Origin of the sequence: Paenibacillus sp. J22TS3 (genome assembly GCF_018403205.1) — a bacterium.
In the GTDB taxonomy this organism is placed as follows: Bacteria; Bacillota; Bacilli; order Paenibacillales; family Paenibacillaceae; genus Fontibacillus; species Fontibacillus tuaregi.
The window spans coordinates 799597-823460 of record NZ_BOSF01000001.1; the positions used below are offsets into that span (position 1 = coordinate 799597).

The following is a 23864-nucleotide window of genomic DNA, read 5'->3' on the forward strand; positions in this document are numbered from 1 at the left end:
AAGCCTATTTCAGGGTGCTCAGACATATAATCTTATATGCTTCTACATATAGATTCTGAACCAATGAAATGGCCTTGATACAGTATACTAAGGAGAGGATCCCATTGTTACGCCGTTTTATTATCTGCAGCAGCCTGGCTGTGTTCTTCTCCGCTGTCATCCTTTCCTATCCCGTCCTTGCCGAGCCTTTGTCTGAAGAAACTCAGAAGATTCTGGAGAAAAGTCTTTCGATCGTGGAAATTGACCGGGAAATAAGCAAGACCGAGGAACAGCAGCGTCAGGCTGAGCTGGATCTGCAAGTCCTCGATAAAGAGCTTCAGTCCAAACAGCTTCAGATTACAGAAACCCAGTCCCAGACGGACGAGCGTATACGCGCCTATTATATGGGGGAAAGAGAAGATTTGTTCGCAGCCCTGCTCTCCGCGGAAAGCATCAGCCATTTTATTTCTATTCTCGATTATATGGATATGATATTTGAAAGGGACCATGACATTCTAACCGACTATCAGAATGCCTACCGCAGCCTTGCTCAGACCAGAACCCAGAAAGATCAGGCGCTTGCTGAACTTGCAGAGCTGAAGGCTAATCTTCTAACCCAGCGTGAACGTGTCCAGAAGCTTCAAGCCAGCGTTGACGGATCGCTTAAGGGCCGTTCGGATGCCGAGAGATTGAGAGCTCTGATTGCCGAAATGAATGCCTATTGGAACAACGTGGGCTTATTTGAAGTGAGGCGTCATTTCAAAGCTCTAGCCTCTGCTATGACAGACCTTCCGGATTTTCTAAAAGAGAACGGAAACCAAATCACTGCCTCGGGGACTAACTATACGATTACGATTAAGCAGGAAGATTTGAATACTTTCCTGAGAACCAAAGATGAGCTATTCAATCAGTTTGCCTTTTCATTTGAGGACGGGAAGATTATTGCCGAAGGGAAGCGCGACTCGCTGCAGCTGCGGGTGGAAGGCCACTATACCATAGAGAATGAACCTCAGAATTCTATCCAGTTCCATGTGGACAAGCTTGTATTCAATGGCCTTGTGCTGCCGGATACGACCTGCCGTGAGCTTGAAGAGGATTTCGACCTTGGCTTCTATCCGAAGCTGATCATTCCGCTTGTTGAGGCAACCGAAGTCTCCCTGAAGCCTGGGGTCATGACTATAAAATTAAAGCTCGCCCTTTAAGGGCGAGCTGCATGGTTTAATCTTGTAAAGGAAGCCATGAAAGACTCCATATTCCCCGTACCATTTAAATAAGCCGAAGCATCAGCAGAGAACTGTGATAAAAGTTCAGGAAGCTTCGCATCAACCGGCAGCGCGCCGGATTTGCCCCGGTTCTGAATAGCATTAAGCCATGCCTGCAGCTCCTTTAATCTGACATCCTGATACAGCTCCTTCATTGCAGGAAGCTTGTTTCCTTCTTTGTAAGATGAGATTTGCTGCTCCGGGGAAGTCATCTCAGTAATCCACGCCCCTGCGGTCTTAATGTGCTGGCTTTGGGCGGTCAAGCTATAGCTCCGGCCTTTCAGCCAGAGCATTCGGACTCCATTAGCTGACGAGGGGAACTCAAGCTTCAGCGAAGGGTTGTTGTCCTCATCAAAAGTGGAAGCCGGGGTTACATACAGCAAAATTTCCCCGCGCTCCATTTTGTCCCAAATCTGATCTCTGGCCGCCTGGTTGTCCGCTGCTGGAAAAAAGCGGCTCCGGAACTCGGCCACATGGGAGAAGGCGCTTTTCATGCCAGGTGTTAGATGAAAATCCTCATCCTTCCTGGAGTTCATACTCAGACCCATACGCCACAAAAGAGAGAGATCCGCATAGGGATCACTCATATTCAGCGCTACCCAATCCGCGGTCTGATTATGCTTCTTGAACCTGCTTGCAAGCTCGGCCCACTCCGCCTGAGTCTGGGGAAGCTGTTTGAACCCCAGCTCCTGAAGCCGGCCTGGCGAATATATGATCACGTAAGGATCGTGATCCTTGGGAACACCCCAAAGGTACCCGTTCCACGTATTCTGATTGAGTGAGGTACTCAGCGAATCTACTCCTGCCTGACCGGAATAATAAGATTCCACCGGCAGAAGATATCCTTTGGAGGCAAATTCCCTGACCCAGGCATTATCCAGCAGCAGGACATCCGGGGCCTCTCCCAGCTCCAGGCTGGTTTTATAGGTCTGATAAGCCTCTTTCTCTTCGATATTTACAAGCTCCACTTCCAACTGGTGCTTTACCATAAACTGCTCATTCAACTTATTCAGCCGGTCGAATTCCTCAGGCTCCATCGAGACTGCAACCCGGATGCTCCCCATATCCTTCTCCGCCTTCTGCTTAGGTTGAGGCACAAAGCCAGTTCCCCCCTGCCGCTCTTGCTGGGTCAGTGCAGACTCCTCACCCGGCGACAAGCTGATCAAGGCAAGCAGCAGAACAGCAAAAAGCACCCATTGGTTTCTTAACTTCACAACCTGATCTTCCTCTCGTGCCCTTAAGTTTGCATTCCTATATAAAATGGACTTGTGAAGGTTACCCTATTTGTGGAGCTGCGATGCCGAGTGTTCTTACGACCACTGCTGTCTCCAAAATGCTTGATATCCAAGTAGGGGCATTTCGGAGACAAAGGTGGACGCTCCGCTTCCTCAGAATCACTCGGGATCGAAGCTGGGATCGGTTAATTCTAAAGTTCATTTTATATAGTTGTATTGTAACAAATTCCCTGCGTCTTTGTCCCTATTAATGTAAACCAGTCTTCCTTAGCAAAAACATTCAAGCCCAAACAGCACCATCTCGTTTAGCGAAGGTGCTGTTCAGTCTTTCCTATTTACACAATGAACCGGATCATCCTAGTCATAACGGTTATCCAGAATTGCTTATCACCTACAGCAAATCCGCCGCCACCTGCGCGAGCTTAGAACGTTCCCCTTTTTCAAGGGTAATATGTCCGCTGATGCCTTCCCTCTGGAACCGCTCAACCAGATAGGTTAGTCCATTGCTTGACGAATCCAAGTAAGGATGGTCGATCTGCTCCGGATCACCTACCAATACGATTTTGCTGCCCTCACCTACCCTCGAGACAATCGTCTTCACTTCATGACGGGTTAAGTTCTGGGCCTCATCTATAATGATGAACTGGCCCGGGATCGACCGGCCACGGATGTAGGTTAACGCCTCCACCTGAATACTGCCGAGTCCCATCAAAATTTTATCAATATCGCCCGCTTTCTTGGTATCGAACAGATACTCCAGATTGTCATAAATCGGCTGCATCCAAGGCCGCAGCTTCTCTTCCTTCTCGCCTGGAAGATAACCGATATCTTTGCCCATAGGCACAACCGGGCGGGCGATCAAGAGCTTTTTATATTTGTGCTCATCCTCGGTTTTGAGCAACCCTGCGGCAAGAGTGAGCAGAGTCTTACCTGTTCCCGCCTTGCCTGTGATCGTCACAAGAGGAATATCATCATTTAAAAGAAGCTCAAGCGCCATGCGCTGCTGTGCATTTCTGGCACTGATGCCCCAGACCGGCTCATTGCTCATATACAGCGGCTCCAGTTGGGTAACATCCTCGTTCACCTTCAGCAGAGCGGATTTCCCGGTTCCCATCTCATCCTTCAAAATGACGAATTCATGCGGGTATAGGGCGAAATTCAGACCCAGCGTGTGAATCTGCAAAGAACGGTACGTGTAGAAGTTATCGATAATAGAAGGATGAACCTTTATATGTGAATACCCTGAATAGAGATCACCAGGACCTGCAGTCCGGTCGGTCAGATAGTCCTGCGTAGGAACCCCAAGCACATCCGCTTTGATACGGACAAGCACATCCTTGCTAACCAGGATCACGGCTCTGGGATTCAACGACTGCTGCTCCTCTAGATGATAGTTCAGCGCAACCGCAAGAATGCGGTTATCATTCGTGACCTCCCCGAACATTTCCTGTACTTTAACAAAGCTCTTGTGATTCAGCTCCACCTTCAAAGTTCCGCCTTGATCCAAGGTTACTCCGCTATGAAGCTGCCCTTTCTCCCTTAGCCCATCCAGCAATCTGGATACTACCCGGGCGTTCCTCCCGATCTCTTCCGGGTTGCGTTTCTTGGAATCAATCTCTTCCAGAACTACAGCAGGTATAACCACTTCATGCTCTTCAAAGGCAAAAATCGCATTGGGGTCGTGCAGCAATACATTCGTATCCAGGACAAATATTTTTTTCATCTTTATCCCCTCCACCGCGGTCTTTGCAGCCTGTTCATTCACATACATATTTTTCTTTCGGCTCGGGTAGCCTAAACCTACAATCAGAGATTACCCGAAAGGAAGGAACATTCATGCGAACATGGCTGTGTCTACTATTAACGGCACTACTGCTTTCAAGCTGCGGAACACCAGCTAATAAGAATGCATCACCCTCTCCTCAGAGTCAAAAGGGAAATAAGCCGCGTACACTTAGCAATGAGCAGACCGGAAGAAACAACATACCATCTAACCAAACTCAAAGCGGATTACCGCTTCAGGCACATCTTGAGTCCATTGCCAACCGGGTTCCAGGGGTGAAAAGCGCCCACTGTGTCCTATTTGGAAATACCGCTGTAGTGGGCCTCGATGTGGACGGGAACCTGGACCGGTCCAAGGTCGGAACCATTAAATATTCCGTAGCCCAAGCTCTTCGGAAGGACCCTCACGGGGCGAATGCCATTGTGACAGCCGATGTTGACTTGTCACACCGGATCGCAGACATCAACAAGAGTGTCCAGCAGGGTCATCCCCTCTCCGGCTTCGGCAATGAGCTGTCTGACATTATCGGCCGTATCGTTCCTCAGCTGCCCCGTGACGTTGCTCCTGCCAAGCCACCAGAAGGAGACCTCCGGACGAAGGGCAGCTCAAGCTCCGTTCCGCCGGGTAACGTGACTCCGAGGAAGCAGAATACACCTACAGGAGAACACGTTACCCCTCGGCATCGGCAGACTTCAAAGATGAAACATCAAACAGGGACCACGGAATATACCCCAGCAGAGCGTCCATAGATTGTCCCAAATGAACAGAAAAGCCCGGTGAGCTTAAGCTCACTGGGCTTTTCTTACGGCAGCAAACACTTGTCCTTCAAGCATATGCACAGCATTATTCAAATTCGCGAACCAAACCTGCTGCACAGATTTCTGCACCTTCATCAGGGCTTTCATCTTTGCACCAATGACAATAGAAATGACCGAATTCAAAAGTACCCCGGCACGGGAACAGAAGAAGTGAATTAAGGATTCATACCATTGCGCGACAGCTTCTGACATTCGGCCAGCCTCCCGTACAGTTGAATCGATCTTCATAGGATAACTTAATGCCTTATTAAAGCTTGGTTATCCCGTCTATCCTATTATATTATAACATGCGCCAAAACTTGCATTCAATTGGTAACTGCCTGTGTAACCTTGCCCGCCATTTCATCTTGAAGAGCTTTCTTGGCCTTCTCCAACTGATCGTCGTTGATATAGACATAAGGGCTCTTCCATTCCCCGGTTACAGGCATGAAATGAACATTATCCTTGGAAATGTTCCAGTACGTCGCAATCATATCCTTCAATTGTTGGGACTCAAAATCTGTCTCCATATTCTTGCCTACCGCCTTAATAACATCAGCAGCTCCCATAACTCCATTGATCGACTTCGCTTGGTCGATTAAGGCATGAAGCACCTCATTCTGGCGGCGGTTCCGGTCGAAATCGTCGGAGCCTTTCGTCTTCGGCTTACAGTTGGATTTGCGGTAGCGGACGTAGTCCAGCGCATCCTTCCCGTTCAAGTGGGCCGGCCCCTTCTTCAGGTTAATGTCGGTACCATCCGCACGATCACGGTAACACATGTTCATATCCACGTTCACGTCCACACCGTTAAGCGCGTCAACCACATCCCTGAATCCCTGGAAATTCAGAATGGTCACATAATCAATAGGCAGATCAAAGTAGTCTCCCATCAGCTTTTTCATCGTATCCCCAGCCTTTATCGGGTCCTTCGTATCCGCCAGAATATTCGGGTAGAACGAATTGATTTTGCCAGTTCCATAACCCTTGGCCTTAAACCGGGTATCCCTTGGCAGCGATACAATGGTGGCTGATTTCGTCTCTGGATTGAATGCGACCACCATGATGACGTCAGTAAGATGAGTCTTTGTTTCAGGACGGTAATCCGTACCCATGAGAAGCACAGTCAGCGGCTTGACTTTGGCCGACTTCTCGGCAGGCACTGTGTTGGAGGTTCCCGCATCATCGATCACTCGATTCAAGGTCAAATACAAATTACCAAGATATGCACCGACAGCCAGTACAGCCACAATGACAAGGATAAGCAGAACTCTAAGCCATTTGCGGCCTTTGCTTTTTTTCCTTTTATTTTGCGGGCGGCCTTTAGCCGTTCTTTGGCTTCCCTCTCTAGGGGGAAGACCGCTGGTTCTAGGATTCATGAATCAAAACACCTTTTTCCTGATCTGTTATAGCCTGCCCGCTTTATTCAGCGGGCGGGACTTGGGTTTGCTTCTTCTTCTGACGTCCTTCAACAAGATACCGGATCCGCACCATAAGCATCAGGACCACAGCTACAAACAGGCACTGGATAATCGGTAGTCTGAAGATCTGGAAGATCAGCAGCAAGACACAGCCGATCGCCATCAATACATAGAGTATCGCCTCTTTCCAGAGAGGCAGCTTATGCTGCGCACGGAACACTTTATTGTACACGTAGGCCACAAGTACAAAGATAATCAAATATGAAATGTACCAATGGTGTGAAAACCAGTCCTGCATGAGAACCCTCCTCGCGTGGTTGATCCGGTATCGAAATTACAGGTTAGCTTCAGCGTTCTTGCGGTGTTTCTCCGCACGTTCACGCTCACTCTTGTTCAGAATTTTCTTACGAAGACGAACCGACTTCGGTGTGATCTCACAATATTCATCGTCATTTAGGTACTCCAACGCTTGCTCCAATGACATCAAGCGTGGTGTCTTCATTTTAACTGTCTCTTCTTTGTTAGCGGAACGAATGTTATTAACCGCTTTTTCTTTACAGATGTTCACGACAATGTCGTTATCACGGGTATGTTCACCAACAATCATACCTTCGTAAATTTCCGCACCTGGCTCAACGAACAGAATTCCGCGATCCTCGATCGACAAAATACCATAAAGACTGGAGACCCCGTTCTCACTCGATACAAGTACACCTTCATGACGTCCGCCCACTTGTCCGCCATGAAGCGGTCCGTAGCTGTCAAAGGCATGGTTCATAACCCCGTAGCCACGGGTCAGTGTCAAGAAGTGTGTACGGTAACCAATCAGGCCGCGAGCCGGAATCAGGAATTCCAAGCGGATTTGTCCACTGCCTGTATTGATCATGTTCACCATTTCAGCTTTGCGTGAACCCAAACTCTCCATAACAGCTCCCATGCTCTCTTCAGGCACATCAATCAGCAGACGTTCGATCGGTTCCATTTTGACACCGTCAATTTCTCTGACGATAACCTCAGGCTTGGACACTTGAAGCTCATAACCTTCACGGCGCATATTCTCGATCAGAATACCCAGGTGAAGCTCGCCACGTCCGGATACGATAAATGCATCAGGGCTGTCTGTTTCATCTACACGCAAGCTCACATCGGTCTCCAGCTCTTTGAGCAGGCGTTCACGCAGCTTACGGGAAGTGACCCATTTCCCTTCACGTCCGGCAAATGGACTGTTGTTTACGAGGAACGTCATTTGAAGGGTAGGCTCGTCAATCTTGAGAACCGGCAGAGCTTCCGGATTGTTCGGATCGGCAATTGTCTCTCCGATATTGATATCCTTAATACCAGCAATCGCCACAATATCCCCAGCGCCCGCTTCTTCGATTTCCACACGGCGAAGGCCCTGGAAGCCGAACAGCTTCTCAATCCGCGCGGACTTCTTGCTGCCATCCCGGGTCATGACTGCTACAGGCTGGCCTTGGCGGATAATCCCGCGGTTTACACGGCCGATCGCAATACGGCCAAGATACTCGTTATAATCCATCAGTGTAACTAGGAACTGAAGCGGCTGCTCCACGTTCTCAGTCGGAGACGGAATGTGTTCAATAATCGTTTCATACAGGGCCAGCATGTTGTCGTCCTGTTTCTCCGGATCCAAGCTGGATGTTCCGTTCAGGGCGGAAGCATATACAACCGGGAATTCAAGCTGGTCATCATTGGCTCCAAGCTCAATGAACAAGTCCAGCACTTCATCAATCACTTCAGCAGGACGTGCGGCAGGACGGTCAATCTTGTTCACTACCACAATTGGAGTCAGATTGGACTCGAGTGCTTTGCGGAGAACGAACTTCGTTTGCGGCATGCAGCCTTCATAGGCGTCAACAACCAACAGCACGCCGTCAACCATTTTCATAATACGTTCAACTTCACCACCGAAATCGGCGTGACCCGGAGTATCCACAATGTTAATCAGATAGTCCTTGTACGTAATTGCAGTGTTTTTCGCCAAAATGGTAATTCCGCGTTCTCTCTCTATATCGTTGGAATCCATGGCACGCTCCTGTACAGATTCATGCTCCCGGAATATACCGGACTGCTGCAGCAGCTTATCGACTAGTGTTGTTTTGCCGTGGTCGACGTGGGCAATAATTGCGATATTACGGATCTGATCTCTAGATTGCATGGTTGTTCTCCATATCCCTTCTGGTTCTATTTAATGTTCTTTCCCCTGTGGAGAAAGTTAATCATCATCAAAATAAGCGCCGGATCTATGAAGGCCGACGCTTGACATATCCCTTATATTATACGCGATATCACGGAGAATTCAAGAACTTCCACTCAGTCACCAGCCCCGGCGGCTTCTTCCACGTCCGGCAATCAGCCAGATTCCTCCAATAATCAGAACAAGGGCAAGCAGATAAATCACAGACAGCGACATCAGCGTGATCCCATAAATCACAACCGTAATGGCCGTAAGAATAACGGCAATGAGAAAGACTCCCGCAGGTCTTGGAGATGACAGCAGATCATATTCAAACAGCCCGACAGCAATCCCGAGAATAAACAAAGGCCATACATATGCCACTGTGCTGCCTCCCGAGAAGTTGAGAATGAAGAACAGAATACCGTACACAGTCAATATGCCCCCAGGAACAAGCAGAACGGCGGAGCCTCTTCTTGCGAAGTACAGCAGGTGCAGCAGGATACCCGGGACAAGAATGATTAACGGCCAGAGCGTAAAACCAAGAAAGCTGAAGACTCCCCATTTCCCCAGAAGAATGACGATACCGGCAGCAAGAATGAAAATTCCGGTAACCAGCTTGTTGTTCTCTGACATCCCACCACACACCTTTCCAAAAAAGTCCGAAGTAAGGACAAGCCGCAGCAAAAAGCGACAATGTCTCTACTCTTAGTGTAATAGAATATTGTAAAAAATTCCACTCTCCCCCTCCATGCGGAACATTTCTGCGAACACAGCAAAAAAAGACCGATGTCCACCGGTCCTTCATTGTAATCGTCGGGTCAAGCCCGCTGATGCTTTTGCTTCTTCAGCCATCCGATTCCTATGACCAATAAGGCCATGGCCATCGGCAGCATAGGCATAACGGCTGGCAGTAATGATCCCAGCACTGGTCCCAGCTTGGGATCATGAAGCACCATTTTTCCAGCTGTGTAGGCCAGGATGCCCGCTCCGGCGTACACCAGCAGCGGAAAGCGGTGAAGCCATCCGGCAATAAGGTTGCTGCCCCATACCACAATCGGGATGCTGAGTGCGATACCGATAACGAGGATCGCCAGATCGCCTTCCGCAAGCGCGGCGATCGCCAGCACATTGTCCAGACTCATAATGAAGTCAGCGGCTAGAATCGTCTGAATAGACTTCCACAGTGTCGACGCTCCAGCAACTCTGGATTCATCTTCCTGCTCCAGAAGGAGCTTAAAGGCGATATACAGCAGCAGCAAGCCCCCTGTCGCTTGAAGCAGCGGAATTTGCAGCAGAACAACAGCCACCCAGGTTAAAATAATCCTCAGCACAACGGCTCCCAGTGCGCCGAGCCATACCGCCTGCTTCCTCTGCCGGAGCGGCAGGTTCTTGCTCGCCAATGCAATGACTACGGCATTATCGCCGCTTAATACCAGGTTCACCATCAGAATTTCTCCTAGCAGCACAAGCGGTTCCACACGAACATCCCTCCCTTATTTATGTATGAGGGATAAGCCCAAGCTATTCCTTGATGTTGTCCCTTGTGTGTGGGCCAGTTTTCTTGTTTCCGCTAAAAAAGAAACACATAAAGAAAACAGCACTCCATAAAGAAAACAGCAGGGGACCGGACAAATCCGGCCTCCTGCTGCTATTTTAATCCAATTTATTAATCTGCTTGTAAATCCGGTAGACGATTACTGCTGCTTCAGCCCGCGTAGATGGAGCTGCTGGACGAAGGGTCTTGCCGTCTCCCTGTACAAAGCCTTCCTTAACCAGAGCCGCAATACTGTCCACGGCATAAGCCGCTACGCTTGGAGCATCCTTAAAGCTCTTCAGGTTGGATGCACCGCCAGCTGGAACCTTTAACTCATTCGTGATTTTCAATGCTCTGGCTACTAAAACCATCATATCCTGCCTGGATATCGGCACATTCGGAAGGAACTTCTGATTTCCTGTTCCAGTAGTAATACCAAGCGTCTTGGCTGTTCCCAAAGCTTCATAATAATAAGCACCTTTGCTCACGTCCGTAAAGTTTGATTCAGCCTGCGCCTTTATGCCCAGCATACGGACGAGCAGCAGGACGAAATCAGCCCGGGTAATCCGGCTGTCAGGCTCGAAGGTGGTAGCTGAAGTGCCCTGGATAATCCCTTTGGATGTCAGCTCCTTGATCGCTTCTCTTGCCCATCCATGTCTGCTCCCAACATCGTTAAACTTATTCTGGTTCTGTTCTGACGGCTGTGTAACAACCGGATCTGGAACAGATGGCGTTGGGGTATCCGGCTTCTGTCCCGATGTGCCTCCACTTCCGCTGCTGCCGCTACCGCCTGAACCGCTATCCGTGCCTGAATGCCATGGTGTGTACACAATCTTGACGTTGCTGATTCTGGACGAATTGCCGGCGGCATCATAAGCAATCACGTAATACTTGTAAGTTGCTCCCGCCTGGAGGCCACTATCCCGGAAGTTCGTCTTTGATGTATCGGTAATCACGGTGTCGTTGCGGTATACTTTGTATCCCTTGATTCCAAAGTTATCGGTGGATGGGAGCCATTTCAGCTCAATCTCTGTCTGGGAAATCGCTTCAGCACGTTCCAAAGTAGGAGCGGTAGGAGCCTCCGTGTCCTTGATAGACGGTGTCCACCAGTTTCCTGAGGCCACAATCATGCTCAGCAGACGAAGGTTATTGCCAAAGTAAACATTCTCCTCTGTTGATGCCGCAGCATTGAAATCCCACAGCTTATTCAGCCATGCCTGGTTCGAGGTCGAGGAGTCGGTCATCGCGCTGACCAACAGCGGCGCACTGAAAGTAAGATCAGTCGAGTCATCGACTGGGGTACCATTCAGCTTATACCCCGCCATAATCTTAGCCGGATCATTGTTGGCCTGCCCGCGTATCCAGCTGTTCATCTTGCCAAGCTGGTCCTTGGCCCGTTTGTCTCCTGAAATCAAGTAATCCGTGCCGATACGCCAAGGAGTCCGGGAAGCATTATAACTGTAATCCCCGTCATGCTCCGATTCAAGGAAATACCCGCTTTCGGTATCCCATTTCTTCTCGCTAACCGGCTTGTATTTGCCGTCCACCGTGTCTTTGAAAGCGAAATCCGGCAAAAGTCCAGTTGAAGGACTATATCCCTGATGGAGACTGTTAATCACACTGTAGGTCTTGTCGATGACCTTATCCCAGCGTTCGTCCCCCGTCACGATGCGGAAATCCTTCATATGCTGAAGCATGAAGTCAGACGGGCGTGTGGCATTGCCATAGATCGGATCGTTGTCGTCCACCCAATCGGCCAGCTTCAGTGTCCATTCGGTATGATTTACATCACTTTCCATAATTGCGTTAATTACCTTCTTGGCCTCTTCCAGGTAATTGATCTCTCCCTTACTGCCCCACTGCTCATGGGCAAGCAGCAGCGAATAAGCGATGTCCATGTCCCCATCGGTGGCTGAATCGACCCCTTCGATATCGACAATCTTCTTAGCTGCCTTGTCATCTCCCTGCTTCCAGGCCATCAGGTCCTTGTTAATGCTGCTTGGGTGAGCCCGGAAGTAGCGGTACATTCCGTCAAAATACTTCTTCGCCTCCGGATCATGCCCCGCCATAATGGCAGTTATCAGCATGCCATAACCGTGAGCCTCCGAGACGGTAATGGAGATATCGTCCTCTTCGAACCAATCCCCGTCACTGTACCAAACATAATACTGGCTTGGATCATAAGGATTGGCTTTGACATATTTTTTCTTCCATTCGTCATACAGCCTGGAGACCGTCGCATCCAGCTGTTGCTGAGACTGGTGATTCGGCTTGATTGCACCGCCAGCATAATCCGTATGCTGCGGGAACGCCTTGTTCGGTCCTTGACCAGAAGGAAGCTGTTTGGTTGTAACCTTAACACTGTTGCTTGCCAGCGATTCAATGCCTTCCGCGCTGTAAGCTTTGACCGTATAGGCATATTCCGTATTTGGGCTGAGTCCATAATCATTGAAGGAAGTTGTTTGGGACGAACCCACCTTCTCGCCGTTCCGGTATATATGATAGCCAACTGGCGCATTCACTCCCGCGGATGCCGTCCACTTCAGATCAATCTGGTACGGGGATACCGCAGTGCCGTTCAGATTGGTTGGAGCTGAAGGAGGCTCCTGTTCCACAGGCCCTTCCTTAGTGCTAACCTCAGTAGCATCCGAGTTCATTCTCGTGCCTACCGCTTTGATGATGAAATCATACTTCTTATCCGGGTTAATATCCTTCACCGTCAAAGTATACTCACTCTGCCCGGCAGCAGCAGGAATATATTCGCCCCAGTGCGTCTTGACTTTATCAGACTTCTCATACACCCTAAAGCCTCGTACGGGTTCCTTGCTGTCCGCAGGCATCTTCCAGGTCAGCACGGCCTCATTGCCTTTTACTTGAACCTTGGTTTCCGCTACCCGATCCGGCTTCACATCTGTTCTCTTGACACCATACTTGTCGTAAGCAGACAAGCCGTTACCCACAGTATCCGCCTTGCCTTCGTCCTCTACCGCTGCGGTATAAGCGGTAAATTTGAGCACTTCCGGGGAAATGGACACATCCGTGAACATTTTCTTCTCCGGCTGCTCGTCAATAGCGGCAAAATAGTCGTTATAAGGAATCGGCTTGCCGTCTGGACCCTTAATTTCTTCCGGTTCACCGTCTTCCCCTGGCTTATACTGATTATTCTTATAGTAGAATTTGTTACCGAACGCATTCGACATCAGATAAATGGTTCCCTTAGGGTTAACCGCGTTGCCCTCGTTGTCGAACTCCAACTGGTCTTTAGGAATAACCTGGTCGTTATACATTTGGAACGATCTCATATACATGTGGTCATGGGCTTCAAACACCATATCAATGCCCATCTCATCAAAAGCAGGAATCAGATATTTCTTGTAGAACTGAATCCGGTCGTCTTCCCACTGGGCCGAGTTGTCTCCAGCCGCATAAGGACTCTTATGAAATGCGACAAACTTCCATTTCTTATCACTGCGGGCCACCGTATTCTTCATCCACGCTACCTGGTCCCAGAATTCATTATCGGACCACTTGATGCTTTTGCCGTCCTCATTCAACTGTCCAGCGTATTGGGAATTAAAGACCATATAAAGCGCATCCCCGTATTCAAATGAGTATACGGACCCTTTATGGGTTCCCTTAACAACTTGTTTAGGAACATTGAAGTGATGGTAAAAGTTATCATTTGGCGTCGTCTCATCCCCGTCATAATCCTGGATTTCGTGTCCGCCGAGCACCGGGACAAATGGCACGTTGAGCAGCTCTTTCTGGGCGGCGCCCAGCATCCACTGCCACTGCTCCTCAAGATCCCCGTTGTCCACCAAATCTCCGGCATTAATCAGGAATTTAGGATCGCCGATGAACTCCCTGGCTTTCTTGAACGTATCGCCCCACGGCTGGAAATCCTCTTCACTGGAGGCTTGGGAGTCTGACCCAGCAATGAACCGGTAAGACTGGTTCTCCTGGGTATCTGTCTTGAAGGAGCCAACTTCACTCCATTCTTTCCCGTCGCCAACTCTGAACCGGTAAGAGGTACCCGGTTTCAACTTGTCGGCAACGGCCTTGTGACTGATAAATTTAACTTTCTTATCCTCTTCCCTGTCCTTCTTGGACATGAAGGTTTCAATTTCTTCGGCCGTGCCAGTATAAGATGAAGCCTTCTCAGGGAAGCTTTCCCCCTTCATTTGATCTGCTTCAACGACTTGAACGGTCGTACCTGTCATCTTGTCGGTATACCAGGCAAACGCCATGCTGGTCTTCGGATCGCCGTTCAGAGTCATATTCACCGACTTCGGCATAAGCGGAGAATCCTGAACCTTGAACGTCCAAGTGATATCCTTTTCCAAAGCCACACCATCTGTTCCTTTAACAGCATCTTTAGAAATTTGCACAGTATAGGACCGGCCATAAGCCAATTTCGGCCCGGCACTTTCCAAAGTATGCTGATTGATTACCGACGGCTTGAGTTCTTGGACTGTTTTATCCTGCTCGTCTGTAATTTTAACCTTGGCGTCTTCGCTGACCGCAATAGGTTTATTGAACTTGACCTGAATCGGACCTTGTATACTCGCATGGGTGCTCCCAGCCTTCGGAAGCTGCCACAGATTCAGGGTAGGATGAAAGAGCTCAACATCCGGGATACGTTCACCGCTAATGCGGATATCCTTGATCCGGCTGGAACCTGACCCTCCAATCCCGTCTTCTTCCTCACTGGTGCTTGCATCTGATGCAACAACCCAGCGGATATAGACCAGATTCTGGTCTTCAATACCCGGAAGAGGAAGATTGTTAAGCTTGCATGTGTCATCAGGACAATTAAAACTGGACTTAACCATCTTCAGTGTGCTGTTAGGAACGTCCTGCCAACTCTTCTGATCAGTACTCGTCTGTACCTTGAAGTCCCTTGGACCGGAGCCCGAAGAATTCTGAACGGAGGACAAGGTTAGATTGCGGAAACCTTTGGTTGACAGCACGGCTAACCAATACTTCGTGTCCTTGGAATCCCGCCAGCTCTGGTAACTGAGTGACTTCTCATTCTTATCAAGATACTCGAAGGTACCCCCTACATTGGTGAAGTAAGCTGAAGGTCCATACTCCCCGGAAGTTGCGGGGAACACGCCATGCTCTCCCTCATCCTTGAACTGCCATGCCGCTACAGTTGACTGCTCTCCCGGAGTTGCGGCAACTGCTGTACTCCTGTCTTCTTCAGCGCGTACTACGCCTGCCATGCTCGACATAACCAGCACAAGCGCCATAAGCGCACAGAGCATCCTGTTTCGTTTCCATTTGTTCATAGACCTCATAGCCATCCATTTCCCTCTCTTCTTATACAGATTGTCCCCCATAATGAATGCTGGAATCTTCGTCTTCTTACACCTGCACAGAGACTGAGTCATGTTAGAAATCAAAAGGTGCAAGGCGGTGATCTGGCAGATTAAATAGCTGCTGCCAAGACGCTCAAATTAACAAAAGTTAAAGCGCTTTTACATTTTGTCCACATCACCCCTATAAATTTTACAGTAACTTGACACTGAGTTAACAAAATTAAAGCGCTTACACATTTATACCTTACTTCAGCCTATATCTTTTTGTCAATTTAGAAAATTAAATTTCTTCATTCTTTATCTGCTTCCATTTTGATCAGGTAAACGATAAAATAATTGAGTTAACGGCAAAATAAGCGGGATTCACTTTCCCCCGCCTAGTCATACCAAGATTATTTCGTGTAATCCCCACGTTTTGAATCTTTTTGGTTAAGTATAGCGTATATAACATCGAAGGAAGTGACTTAAGTTGGAATTGTTCAGTGCGGCATTTTTCATCTCATTAATCAATATTATTTTTATCGATTTGATTCTCGCAGGGGATAACGCGATTGTCATTGGAATGGCTGCAAGGAAGCTGCCCCATTCCGTTCAGAAGAAGGCCATCCTGTACGGGACGGCAGGGGCTGTAATTCTGCGGATTGCTGCTACTTTAGTGGTGGTATGGCTGCTTAACATCCCTTGGCTTCTTGCAGTTGGGGGATTGCTGCTAATATATATCTCCTACAAAGTGCTGACGGACGAAGGCGATCACGATTCTGTCAAGGCCCAGACTTCCCTGTGGCCAGCGGTTCGAACCATTGTTATAGCAGATGCGGCCATGGGGCTGGACAATGTTATTGCCGTAGCCGGCGCTTCCGGTCAGCATATGGTTCTTGTGGTTATCGGGCTGCTTATTAGCGTGCCTATCGTGGTTTGGGGCAGCACTCTATTCATTAAGCTGCTCAACTTATTTCCATGGATCGCTTATTTGGGTGCAGCAGTCCTGGCTTATACCGCGGCTCATATGATCACCACCGAGCCTAAGCTGGCCGCAGTATTTGTGGACAAGCCCGTGATCAGCTTCGCATTTATTATCCTCATCGTAGCCGCCGTCCTGGTTATCGGGCATTGGAGGAAGAAACAACAGCGCTCCAGCGGCAAAAAACCGCATTCTGATCCAGCGACCCATTCATAACAGCAGGCCATCAGAAAAGAGGCTGTCCCGGGATCATCTTAGGATGATTTTGGGACAGCCTCTTGTTATTTGCACAGTGCTTAAATAAGACTAATTCTCTGCTAGAACCAATCTTCCTGAATTCCTGTGCCCCCAGTCTGTACCGGCTGTTCCCCCGGATGAAGCACAAGGGTCTTCGTGCCTGAGATTGCGGCTTTGATTTCCCTGTCTAGATCAGGCGAGGATGACTCAATCTTCTCTACGATCCGCAGATTCGGATTGGTGGAGGGAGATTTCGGCACGAACAGGGTGCAGCAGTCCTCGTAAGGCAGAATCGACAAATCGTAGGTGCCAATCTCACGCGACAATTCGATAATCTCTGATTTATCCATCATGATCAGCGGTCTTAACAGAGGGAGCTCTGTAGCCCGGCCGATCACATTCATGCTTGGCAGAGTCTGGCTGGCCACTTGTCCCAGGCTGTCCCCGGTTACAAGCGCCAATGCCCCATTCTGCTCCGCCAGTCCAGTGGCAATCCGCAGCATAGCCCGGCGCATCAAAGTAATCATAAGCCCTTCCTGCTTCGACTTGGCTAGGAGCGTCTGCACCTCTGTGAACGGAACCAGGTGCAGCTTAATCTGGCCCGAGTAAGTCGACAAGACATGTGCCAGCTGGATCACTTTCTCCTCGGCCTGCTTGCTTGTAAAGGGATAGCTGTGGAAATGGACACACTCTATCTCCAGACCCCGGCGCATGGCTGACCATCCCGCTACCGGACTGTCAATGCCTCCTGACAGCAGCAGCATCGCTTTGCCATTTGTACCAAGGGGATATCCTCCAGCCCCAGGAATAATTTCGCTGAAGAGGTACGTCTGATCCTCCCGGACTTCGACCCTAAGCTCAACCTCCGGTTCATGGACATCCACCTTTAAGGTCCCTATCTCCCGCAGAAGCGGCCCGCTGACCAGCTTGTTAATTTCATTGGAGGGATGAGGAAACCCTTTCCACACCCTCCTGGCATTGACCTTAAACGTTGTACCCTCTGGCAGGTTCAAACGGGTGACAAAGTCCTTTGCGGTTTCTATAATTTTATCCAGTTCTGACCCGGTCACCACCACAGGACTGATCGATGCGATCCCAAATACCTTCTTAAGTTCCTTAATCAGGCTTTCCGCCGACTCTCCTCCAAGGGAAATATAGAACCTTCCGAACTCCTGACGCAGTGAAGCGCCCGGATACAATTCAAGCAGTGCCTCAATATGGTTCATGGCCGCTTTCTCAAACCGTCTCCGGTTCTTCCCTTTAATCGCCATCTCACCGAAACGCAGCAGCAATAAATCATAAGTCATCATTAAAAATCAAAATCCACCTTTCACAGCTTTAAGCCGGCTTACGGCTGAGGTTAGTGCATCAATCAGAAGCTGGATGTGATGCGCGGTGTGTTCTTCTCCGAAGCTGATCCGAATTCCACTGGTAGCGGCTGCTTCTCCGGCGCCCATAGCCAGCAATACACGGCTTGGCTCTGCTGACTTGGAAGAGCAGGCTGATTTGGTGGAAACCATGAACCCGGCTTCCTCCAGCATATGCAGCAGGGCCTCGGCCTTCATTCCCGGATAGGAGAAGCTGACAATATGCGGTGCTCCACCTTGAACCGGAGAATTAAGCACCAGCTCCGGGATTTGCTGAATCCCGCTGACCAGCTGCTCCCGCAGATGCCGAAGCTGTTTTGCCCTAGCCTCGATATGTTCCCCGGCCATCCGCACGGCCTTGGCCATGCCCACAATCAGGGGAACATTTTCAGTCCCTGCCCGCAGGCCTCTTTCCTGACCTCCCCCGGACAGAAGCGGGAATAAGGACACGCCGTCTTTTATATATAAGAGCCCTACGCCTTTAGGCCCTCTAATCTTATGAGCAGATAGGCTGTACAGATCAATCCCGCATGATTGCAGGGACAACGGGACCTTGCCGTATCCTTGGACGCCATCGACATGGAACAGCACCTTCGGCCGGGTACTCTGGAGAGCTCTGCCGATCTCCTGAATCGGCTGGATACTTCCGGTTTCATTGTTCACATGCATGACGGATACCAGGATTGTGTCGGGCCGGACAGCCTCCAAAACTTGCTTAGCCGTTACTGTCCCATCATGGCTGACCGGCAGAAAAGTAACGTCAAACCCCAGGGTTTCGAGCTGCTTCGCACTCTCATATACGGACGGATGTTCAATCTCAGTCGTTATGATATGTTTCCCCCGGCTTCTATATTGCAGTGCAGCTCCCTTTAGAGCCAGATTGTTGCTTTCTGTAGCCCCTGAAGTAAAGATGACTTCTCTCGGCTGTACACCAAGAGAGGCCGCGCACACTTCCCTTGCTCTTCTCAGCAGCTTCCCGCCCTCAAGTCCTGGCTGATGCAGGGAGGACGGATTACCGTAATGCGCCTTCATGACTTCGTAAACTGTACGGATTACCTCTTCACTGGGCGGGGTTGCTGCGGCATGATCGAAATAATACATCTGATATCCCCCCTCATCCCTCTATTGTAACAGATTTCGATTCCTGCTGGAAAAGCACAAAAAAGAGCGCTCCGGTCTTGGAACGCCCTGCTTGCTATAAGTCATCATGCCTCATATTTGGCACGAGCCCGTTCTATCTTGGTAATATATTTCTGAGTCTCCGTCGGCAGCAGATGAAGCTTCTCCATAAGCTCCTGATCGTTAGAGATGCCCAGCTTTCTCAGTGTTCCCGGACCCGCATTATAAGCGGCCATCGCTGTGTTGATATTCCCGTTATACCGTTTGAGCTGGTAGGAAATATATTTGGTTCCCCCATCGATATTCTGAGCCGGGTCAAAAGAATTGCTCACCCCAAGCCCCTGGGCAGTTCCATCCATAAGCTGCATCAACCCTTTAGCCCCCGCGGAAGACAACGAGTTCGGATCAAAAGAAGACTCCGTATCAATCACCGCTTTAATTAATGACTCCGGTACACCATAGTCCCGGCTGGCCTTGCTGATCAGCTCATTATAAGCCGTGGGCTTAGAGGTGTGATCCACATTCGGGTTGGATGCGCTTGGACTTACCGGAGATGATCCGGAAGCGGAAGCAGTACCGCTACTGCTTCCCGACTCTTCAGTGGAGAGTCCCTCTGTATTCGTCTTAAGAAGCTGCCACAATTGGCCGTTAACCGAGATGACCGCGCCGGTATCCAGAGCCGAATTGTACTGATCCACAGAAGAACTGATGGAGTCTGTCTGCATTAATTGCTGTAACACTAAATTAAAGGCGGAATCGGTTCCACCTGTGGTAGATGTACTCTGTAACGCGGTTCCTTGCAGATCGATTCCGCTCATCAATTGCAGATCAATCAGCTGTTTGGCGGTACGCGGATCTATTTGCATTGCTTTTTGCTCCTCATCTTGTCCATTAGATATTTATTCCAACTTAATTTTACACGTACTATGGAAACATAACCAGTATTTTGGTAAAAAAAACAGGCTCTGTCCTTTATATCGGACAGGGCCTGCGAATATTTGAGATCAGTTCGGAGATTTCTTTTAACGTGTAAATGGAATCAAGACAAAGTAACTTAGTGTCGCAATGATACCAAGTCCAGCAGCCCAGGCGCCCGCGGTTCTTCTTCCTTGACTGTAAGCATAGAAGCCAAGGATCGCGGCGATCGGCCCCAAAATAATGGACCAAATAAACATGGATGCGATCCCGAGAGCTACTCCAATATAGCCTGCTGTACGTCCAGCCGTATTATCAGCCTGTGCGGATGTTCCTTGGCTGCGGGAAGTGGTGTCCCGCTTGCCATTGGTGCGCGAAGCCGGAATATACGTGGTTCCTGGTGCAATGTCCGCACCATACTCCTCGCGGTGAGCCCGGCGCGGATAATCGGAAGTAGGTCCAGGGGTGTTATATAACTCTGCAAACGTCCCCTTGCTGCGGGGGGTGGTATCTTGCTTGTCCTTGGCGCGCGACGTGGTTCCCGAAGAAATATCCGAACTATACTCCTCCTGGTGTGTCTGGCGCGGATAATCTACGCGGTTCGTACTTGACGTGCTCTTTGACTGCTCATCGTCTTTGATTTGTTTTGGATAATCACTCATGCTATGCACCTCCGTAAGTTTCCTGATTTAGGATGACTTCGATTTCGGTTTAAACGTATGACAGCAGGTGGACGCGGAAGTTCGTGCCGCATCCCGGTGCTCAGAGTCAAACGTCTCGCCTGCATACTCCTCACGGTAATTTGCAGCCGCATGCTGATCAATGTCAATCATAATCAAATCGGCTTTACAAACGTTTTTTTCACCCCAATAATGGCAGTTTGAGACACTGCATTTCACTATGGGCTTTTCGCCATTTGGCATATTGATCACCTCAGACTACATTTTCTCCTGAGCCTGAATGCCCTATACGGCAGGCGTATTGTCAATTCAAAGCAAAAAAAAGATACCTGTGCAGGTATCTTCGGCGGTTCATCTTAAGATTATTTGTCCCTAGGCATTATTGCGCTGCATGCGGCGCTGTGTTAAATAATCACTTTCATAAAACGTGAGGTCATCACGGAGGTCTTCATATACTTTGGTTACATCCAATACGACATCACGTGCTGCGCGGACCGGCTTCTTGCGGAAACGAATAGCGTCTTGTCCGGTGTAGGCATAACGTCCATCTTCAGAGTAACTTTCATTTTTAGGATAGAAGAAGCTGTTCACGCAATCATGATATGCGCTGTATAGCACTTTCTCTGCGGCTTCTTTGTCAAAAGTAGCCCGGCGAAGTACAGTCCCCAATTTCTCATAAACAACTTCCGAGTTAACCAGAAGATGGCGCAAGTCTGTTAAAAATCCTTTGGCAAAACGGATGGATTCTTCATCCTGTTCGGGTGCAAGCTGCGCAAGTGAGTGTTCGTTCAAAAACTGTTCCAGCGTAGGAATGGCAATTTTGAGTTTCTCTTTCGCGGTTTCACAAAGTTGTTGGACATTGGTTTCAGGCATACAAACTGTTCTCCTTCCGTTCTGTCAAGCAAGAGCTTGGGTACAACACAGTAATGGTAATTGTGTCTAAATCATAGTATCACAAAACCAATCAAAACGATATCCTTTCTTGTCCCGAATCTCTTAATTATTCATGGATTCCCAGGCAATTCCTCCTCCCACGATAAGCCCGGAAGAATAAAACATGGTGAGGTTCCTAACGCTATAGGAAGACCCACTTTTTGCCCGAAGAAGAAGGAGGCTTTGTGCCCTTATGTCAAAACGCAAATGGATTGCTGCTGGAGTTACTGGTGCCGCGGCTATTCTCGCTATCTCAATGTTTCCGTCCAGAACAACAGACAAAGCTCCGATTAAACAAGCGGAGATCGCGTCTCCGCATCAGGAGCACCGCCTTAAGCAGCATCTGCTTCAGAGAGATATGACGGCTACAGACCGCATTGTAAGGCATGATGCAAGGCAGCATACCAAGGAGATGAGCAGAAAGTTCGGAAATGCAACCCCTCAGGAAGCCAGGACTTATATCCGCAAGCTTCAGAATGATCACAAGCACTTGCTGTCCGTCGTTTGGATCGGAAAGAATCGGGAGCAGGAGCTTGGGCATTCAGAATTCCCCCGGGGCAGCAAAGAAGAACAACAATTGAAGTCCTACGTCCAGCTGGCCAAATATTCGCTGGATAAAGGCCGCTCTTATGAATCCCCTGCGTTCCCTGCGGATAATCCCAGGTATTTTGTTACCGCGGAGCCTGCACGCGAATCGAAGCAAGGAGTAATTGCGCTATTTAGTCTGGATATCCTAGATAAAGTAAAAAACCATCAGCGAAAGAACATGAGGTTAATCCCGTATCCTAAAGAAGGACGTTATAAGATGGAATCCTTCAATACCGATACGCTGAAAGATACCACGGTTAGAACCGGTCAAGACAACGAAAAAGCCAGCCATTACTACGAGAATGAGGTCGTCGTGACGTTCAGACAGCCTCCAACCCGCGAGGAATTAAGGCAAATCCGTAAGGACCTAAGGAGCATAATTCCTTATCAGAAAATAAACAACACATACATTTTCCATGCAGATGGAAAGAACATGAGTGAGCTCAAGTCGTATTTCATCTCAAAATGGAATCCGCTGTATGTGGAGCCCCACTATCTGTATTTGACAAATACATCACCTGCTGCTCAGGCTGAATCCTTGGAGGATACCCCTGAGGTGCCCAATGATCTATTATACTCGGAGTACCAATGGAACTTGCCTATTATCGAAACAACCCGCGGCTGGAAGCTGACCAAAGGGAAAAGTGACGTGGTGGTCGCCGTAGTGGATACCGGTGTGGACCTCAAGCATCCGGACCTGAAGGGCAGATTACTTCCGGGCTACAATGTGATCTCCCCAAGCAATAAACCTATGGACGACGTCGGTCATGGCACCCATGTGGCAGGCATTATCTCCGCACAGGTGAATAATAACGAGGGAATTGCCGGAATGACCTGGGGGAATAAGGTTCTCCCTGTTAAAGCGCTCGATTCCTCCGGTTCAGGCACCACCTATTCTGTAGCTCAAGGCATCGTCTGGGCAGCGGATCACGGTGCCAAAGTCATCAATCTCAGTCTTGGCAACTATGCGGATGCCCAGTTCCTGCATGAAGCAATCAAATATGCTTTCAACAAAGACGTAGTCGTGATTGCAGCAACCGGAAATGATAATACAGAAAGACCCGGGTATCCCGCAGCATATCCCGAAGTGCTGTCCGTTTCAGCGACGGATGCCAGCATGAACAGGGCATCGTTCTCCAACTATGGGGATTACATTGATGTCATGGCGCCGGGTGAGAGCATTGCAAGCACCTATCCAAACAACCAGTATGCCGCTTTATCCGGAACTTCAATGGCCACGCCGCACGTATCGGCACTGGCTGCGTTAATCCGCTCGATTAATCCGGACCTCCGCAATACGGAAGTCATGGACATCATCCGCAAAAATGTCATTGATCTGGGGAACCCCGGACGTGATAAATACTTTGGCTTTGGGCAAATCGATGTTCTATCGGCGCTTCAGGCGGCGGGCGTTAATTCCTCCCCGCTGCAGCTGTGGCCCCAGTTCATGGAGAACAGGCTGAACACCATCACCGGCCAAAGAGTTCATTAACAAACAAAAGAAGCCTCCGATCCAAAAGCAAATGGGTATCTGCTCA

Annotated in this window: 18 protein-coding genes and 1 pseudogene; 4 read left to right on the plus strand and 15 right to left on the minus strand. The window is 49.2% G+C overall.

Features of this window, described 5'->3' with window-relative positions; translation table 11 throughout:
- Positions 1–104: 104 nt before the first annotated feature.
- Positions 105–1181, plus strand: coding sequence for a coiled-coil domain-containing protein (locus KJS63_RS03845; RefSeq protein WP_244862477.1), 1077 nt, complete (start codon positions 105–107; stop codon positions 1179–1181).
- Here KJS63_RS03845 and KJS63_RS03850 read toward each other — a convergent pair.
- On the minus strand, positions 1178–2455 hold the full coding sequence (locus KJS63_RS03850; protein ID WP_213617993.1) for an ABC transporter substrate-binding protein: 1278 nt from the start codon (positions 2453–2455) through the stop codon (positions 1178–1180). The genes KJS63_RS03845 and KJS63_RS03850 overlap by 4 nt on opposite strands.
- Positions 2456–2867: 412 nt before the next feature.
- Positions 2868–4199 carry a PhoH family protein gene (locus KJS63_RS03855; protein WP_213617994.1) on the minus strand — a complete coding sequence of 444 codons (1332 nt, stop codon included), beginning with the start codon at positions 4197–4199 and terminating at the stop codon, positions 2868–2870.
- A gap of 113 nt (positions 4200–4312) precedes the next feature.
- On the opposite strand from KJS63_RS03855, the gene KJS63_RS03860 reads away from it, so the two are divergent.
- The gene (locus tag KJS63_RS03860; RefSeq protein ID WP_213617995.1) at positions 4313–5008 is read left to right on the plus strand and encodes a YhcN/YlaJ family sporulation lipoprotein; all 696 of its coding nucleotides are present in this window, start codon (positions 4313–4315) and stop codon (positions 5006–5008) included.
- 39 nt (positions 5009–5047) lie between these two features.
- On the opposite strand, the gene KJS63_RS03865 is transcribed toward KJS63_RS03860, so the two are convergent.
- The 7 genes from KJS63_RS03865 to KJS63_RS03895 form a co-directional block, all read right to left on the minus strand.
- Positions 5048–5269, minus strand: a complete 222-nt coding sequence (locus tag KJS63_RS03865) for a hypothetical protein (protein WP_213617996.1) — start codon at positions 5267–5269, stop codon at positions 5048–5050.
- A gap of 113 nt (positions 5270–5382) precedes the next feature.
- Positions 5383–6432, minus strand: coding sequence for an LCP family protein (locus KJS63_RS03870; protein WP_068616305.1), 1050 nt, complete (start codon positions 6430–6432; stop codon positions 5383–5385).
- 43 nt (positions 6433–6475) lie between these two features.
- Positions 6476–6772: a YlaH-like family protein gene (locus KJS63_RS03875; RefSeq protein WP_213617997.1), complete on the minus strand. Its 297-nt coding sequence runs from the start codon at positions 6770–6772 to the stop codon at positions 6476–6478.
- 36 nt (positions 6773–6808) lie between these two features.
- Entirely contained in the window at positions 6809–8650 is a 1842-nt protein-coding gene (gene typA / locus KJS63_RS03880) for a translational GTPase TypA (protein ID WP_068616299.1), read from the minus strand.
- Positions 8651–8809: 159 nt separating this feature from the next.
- Positions 8810–9304: a hypothetical protein gene (locus KJS63_RS03885; protein ID WP_213617998.1), complete on the minus strand. Its 495-nt coding sequence runs from the start codon at positions 9302–9304 to the stop codon at positions 8810–8812.
- Positions 9305–9489: 185 nt separating this feature from the next.
- Entirely contained in the window at positions 9490–10149 is a 660-nt protein-coding gene (locus KJS63_RS03890; RefSeq protein WP_068616295.1) for a TerC family protein, read from the minus strand.
- A gap of 175 nt (positions 10150–10324) precedes the next feature.
- A complete protein-coding gene (locus tag KJS63_RS03895) occupies positions 10325–15496 on the minus strand; it encodes a glycosyl hydrolase family 8 (RefSeq protein WP_244862478.1) in 5172 nt (1723 codons plus the stop codon).
- Positions 15497–15995: 499 nt separating this feature from the next.
- Here KJS63_RS03895 and KJS63_RS03900 point away from each other — a divergent pair, with 499 nt between their 5' ends.
- Positions 15996–16703, plus strand: a complete 708-nt coding sequence (locus KJS63_RS03900; RefSeq protein WP_068616291.1) for a TerC family protein — start codon at positions 15996–15998, stop codon at positions 16701–16703.
- A gap of 101 nt (positions 16704–16804) precedes the next feature.
- On the opposite strand, the gene thiI is transcribed toward KJS63_RS03900, so the two are convergent.
- The 6 genes and pseudogenes from thiI to KJS63_RS03930 form a co-directional block, all read right to left on the minus strand.
- Positions 16805–18031 carry a tRNA uracil 4-sulfurtransferase ThiI gene (gene thiI / locus KJS63_RS03905; protein WP_213618327.1) on the minus strand — a complete coding sequence of 409 codons (1227 nt, stop codon included), beginning with the start codon at positions 18029–18031 and terminating at the stop codon, positions 16805–16807.
- A 9-nt stretch (positions 18032–18040) separates the two neighbouring features.
- On the minus strand, positions 18041–19192 hold the full coding sequence (locus KJS63_RS03910; protein WP_213617999.1) for a cysteine desulfurase family protein: 1152 nt from the start codon (positions 19190–19192) through the stop codon (positions 18041–18043).
- Positions 19193–19296: 104 nt separating this feature from the next.
- Entirely contained in the window at positions 19297–20076 is a 780-nt protein-coding gene (locus tag KJS63_RS03915) for a lytic transglycosylase domain-containing protein (RefSeq protein ID WP_213618000.1), read from the minus strand.
- A 156-nt stretch (positions 20077–20232) separates the two neighbouring features.
- Positions 20233–20439 (minus strand): annotated as a pseudogene (locus KJS63_RS26555) (hypothetical protein); the annotation flags it as partial.
- Between the two features lie 375 nt (positions 20440–20814).
- A complete protein-coding gene (locus KJS63_RS03925) occupies positions 20815–21048 on the minus strand; it encodes a DUF1540 domain-containing protein (protein ID WP_082927092.1) in 234 nt (77 codons plus the stop codon).
- Between the two features lie 129 nt (positions 21049–21177).
- Complete coding sequence (locus KJS63_RS03930) at positions 21178–21678, minus strand: DUF3907 family protein (RefSeq protein ID WP_068616284.1); 501 nt, start codon at positions 21676–21678, stop codon at positions 21178–21180.
- Between the two features lie 253 nt (positions 21679–21931).
- Between KJS63_RS03930 and KJS63_RS03935 the strand changes: the two genes are divergently transcribed.
- Entirely contained in the window at positions 21932–23818 is a 1887-nt protein-coding gene (locus KJS63_RS03935) for a S8 family peptidase (RefSeq protein WP_213618001.1), read from the plus strand.
- Positions 23819–23864: the final 46 nt, after the last annotated feature.